2 protein-coding genes are annotated in these 3983 nt (G+C 61.1%); both read left to right on the top strand.

The window, feature by feature from the left end; translation table 11 throughout:
- A partial coding sequence (gene secD, locus V7730_RS22355) for a protein translocase subunit SecD (RefSeq protein WP_335749761.1) occupies window positions 1-2396 on the top strand: 2396 nt, incomplete at its 5' end.
- A 178-nt stretch (window positions 2397-2574) separates the two neighbouring features.
- On the top strand, window positions 2575-3983 hold a 1409-nt coding region (locus V7730_RS22350; protein ID WP_335749760.1), incomplete at its 3' end, for an SLC13 family permease.

The following is a 3983-nucleotide window of genomic DNA, read 5'->3' as shown; positions in this document are numbered from 1 at the left end:
TCCCGAACTTTCTTTCCAAAGACATACGCGACAGGCTGCCGCCTTGGGCAACCAGCCAGACGGTCTCACTCGGCCTTGATCTGCAGGGCGGCGCGCATCTGCTGCTGGCCGTCGATCGCGCGGATCTGGCAACCACGCGCCTTCAGGAGTTGCGTCAGATACTTGTATCAGAGATGCGCACGTTGAACCTGAACCCAGCAACGATCCGGACCGACGTCACCTCATTGTCCGCTCCTGCGAACGAAGCGCTACTGGCGGCTCTGCAGGCGGCGGCGTCTGCCACCACTCAGCCCGGTATCCCACTGGACTTCACCGTCGCCCTGTCTGGTGACGTAACCCGGTTGTCCCTGACTGCATCCGGGCTTGACCGAGCGGCAAGCGACGCTGCCGATGCCAGCCTTGAAGTGATCCGTCACCGGGTCGATCAGGTCGGCGTCTCCGAGCCGGTGATCAGCCGGGTCGGCGATGACCGCATCCTTGTCCAGCTGCCGGGCGTCGAGAACCCGGCCCAGTTGCGCGAGCTTCTCGGATCGACCGCGAAGATGAGTTTCCAGATGGTCGCACCGGGGCCGGGACCGGGCGTCACGCTGCTGCCGCTTCGGGACGGTTCCGGCGACATCCCGGTTTATGACGATGTCGCGCTGTCGGGTGATCGGCTGGACGCGGCGGCCTCGGGGTTCGAACCCGACACCGGCCAGCCGATGGTCACTTTTGATTTCGACCGACAGGGCGGCGCCGCATTTGCCGAGATCACCGCTGCTAACATCGGTCAAAGGTTCGCGGTCGTGTTGGATGGTAAAGTTCTGACCGCTCCGGTCATCCAGCAGGCCATTCCGGGTGGTCAGGGCCAGATCACTGGCGACTTTACGCTCGAAGAGGCGCAGACGTTGGCCGTGCTGCTGACCTCGGGCGCTCTGCCTGCGTCGCTCGAAGTGATCGAGGAACGCAGCGTAGGGGCAGCACTTGGTGCGGATTCCATCCGCGCCGGGTTGGTCACGGGTGCCATCGGTCTGGCGCTTGTGGTCGCGATTATGGTGGGGCTTTACGGTGCTTGGGGCCTTTTGGCCAGCGCCATTCTTGGTCTGAACGTGATGTTGACGCTGACTGCGTTAGGTCTTCTTGGGGCCACGCTGACACTGCCGGGGATTGCCGGGATCATCCTGTGCCTTGGCATAGCGGTAGACAGCAACATTTTGATCTTCAGCCGTATCCGCGAAGAAACCGCCAAGGGTGCGATCGCGATCAAGGCGCTGACGCTCGGTTATGGGCGAGCCTGGGCGACAATCCTTGACGCCAACATCACCACGCTTCTGGCGATGGTGTTGCTGTTCATGTTTGGCGCAGGGGCGATCCGGGGATTTGCTGTCACGATGAGCCTTGGAATCGTCATCTCGATGTTCACGGCCGTCGCGCTGATGCGGTTCATGATGGAAACGCTGGTGCGTCGCCGCAAACTCAAGCGGCTCGACATCGCGCCGCTGTTCGGTGGCGTGCCAGCGCCGGGGAAACTGTCCTTCATGCGGCGCGGACGCCTGGCGCTTGTGATATCGGCAGTGCTGTCTGTGGGGTCGCTCGGTCTGCTCGTGATGCCTGGGCCGAATCTTGGAATTGATTTTACGGGTGGGGTGCAGATGGTCCTGCGCTCGGACGCGCCCGTCCCGTTGTCCGAGCTGCGTGCCGCCATCGCGCAACAGGTTCCGGGCGACGCGAGCCTGCAGGCCTTCGGCGACCCCAATGAGGTGCTGATCCGAGTGCAGGGAGAGGTCGGACAGGCCACGGTTGCCGCTGTCGAACGTGCAGCAACAGACGTGATCGCGGATGCGGTGTTCAACCAGATCGACCTTGTTGGCCCAACGATCAGTGGCGAACTGACAACCACCGGCTTGCTGGCGCTTGGCCTCGCGGTTCTGGCAATGCTGGCATATATCTGGATCCGGTTCGAATGGCACTTTGCCGCCGGGGCTATCGCGGTGCTTTTCCTTGACGTCACCAAGACCTTTGGCTTCATCGCCCTGATGGGATGGGAGGTGAACCTGACCACCATCGTCGCCCTGCTGACGCTGATCGGCTATTCGGTCAACGACAAGGTCGTGGTCTATGACAGGATCCGCGAACACCTTGCCGTAGGTGGCGACGAACCCCTGGCAGATGTGATCGACAGAAGCCTCAATCAGGTTCTGGCACGATGCATCTTCACCTCGGGTACAACGCTCGCAGCGATTTTGCCGATGGCGATCTGGGGCGGGCCAGCGGTATCGGGCTTTGCCTGGCCAATGATCGCAGGCGTGACCATCGCCACCGCGTCTTCGTTGTTTGTGGCGGGGCCGGTCCTTGCCTGGCTCGCGCAGCGCAACAAGGTTGCGGTTATGCCGGATGCCCTGCGCAATCAGACTTGAAAGCGACCATCGCCAGGGGCGCAATCCCCGGCGAGATACCTCCTATCGCCGTCGACTGGGCAATGTCACGCTGACCGTTTCTTGCACCTGAATGTATGATTAGAAAATAAGGATGCGGTTCGAGTCGAGAAAACCTGAACCCCGCGTCGCCACCGACCCAACGGAGCCTGATCACATCATGGCATTCGAATTTGTAACACTGGCACCCTACGCCGCCGTAATCTTGTTCCTCGGCGTTTTCACAGCCTTTGTCCTGGAACTGCGACCCCCGGATGTTGTCGCCTTTTGCGGGGCGGCAACAGCTCTTGCCATCGGACTTGTCAAGCCGACCGATGTCCTGGACGCGCTCGCTAATCCTGCACCTGCAACCATCGGCGCGATGTTCGTCCTCAGCGCGGCTCTTGTCCGGACTGGCGTACTTGAGGCCCTCAGCAATGTCCTTGGTCGATATGCGTCAACCCGTCCGGTGCTGACACTCGCGCTGTTCTTCAGTGCCGCCGCAGGAGCCTCGGTCTTCATGAACAACACACCGGTGGTCATCGTTTTGATCCCGGTCGTGATCACCCTTGCGCGACAGATGAATATTGCGGCGTCACACCTTCTTATCCCGTTGTCCTACATGGTCATTCTTGGCGGCACCTGTTCGCTGATCGGGACCTCGACGAACCTGCTGGTGGATGGCGTTGCACGCAATCTGGGGATGGCACCGTTCAGTCTGTTCGAGATCGCGCCGGTCGGAATCGTCGTCACCATCGTTGGCGGGGCTTTTCTGGCAATCGCCGCCCCGCGCCTTCTCCCCGTGCGACAGACCGTCGGAGAGGTTCAGTCCAAGCGCGACGGGCGCACCTGGCTGGTTGAACTCTTCATCCCAGCGGGCTCGCCACTGATCGGCAAGACCGTGCTGGAAGTGGACGCTTTCAAGAAGGCCGGAAGTCGGGTTGTCGATCTTGTCTGTGGGGACCTTTCCCTGCGCACAACCCTTGCCACATCGACGATGGCGGCTGGCGATGTTGTGGTTGTGAAGACCACAGATACCGAGATCATGGGTTTTCGCGACGGTGCAGCGGTGGGCAATGCCGTTCTGGGCACCGAGCCGTCGACCGCCCGGCGCACCTCGGTTGTCGAGGTCCTGATCGGCCCAAATTCGAAAGCGCTGCACAGAATGGTCGGACGTTTGCAGTGGCGTCGCCGTTTCGGGGTCTATCCGGTCGCACTCCACCGAAAGGGAGCAGCGGTCGACATGCGCCTTGCAATGATTAAACTGGAGGTCGGCGATACCCTGCTACTTGACGGTGCGCCGGAAGATATCGCGCGGCTTGCCGATGAAGAACAGTTGATCGAACTGTCCTCGGTCAATTCTCGGGGGTTTCGCCGCAATAAAGCTCCCATCGCGATTGCCACCATGGTTGCCGTCGTCGTTCTCGCGGCCCTGAATGTGGCCCCGATCCTGACACTTGCGCTGATCGGGGTTGCGGTGGTTTTGCTGACAAACTGCATTGATGCGGATGAAGGCATGGGGGCGATTGACGGACGGTTGCTGTTGCTGATCGTCTCGATGCTGACATTGGGGAGCGCATTGGACAATTC

Source organism: Sulfitobacter sp., assembly GCF_036961165.1.
Classification (GTDB): domain Bacteria; phylum Pseudomonadota; class Alphaproteobacteria; order Rhodobacterales; family Rhodobacteraceae; genus Sulfitobacter.
The sequence above is the reverse complement of the archived record's forward strand: the minus strand, read 5'-3'. Positions and strand labels throughout refer to the sequence as shown.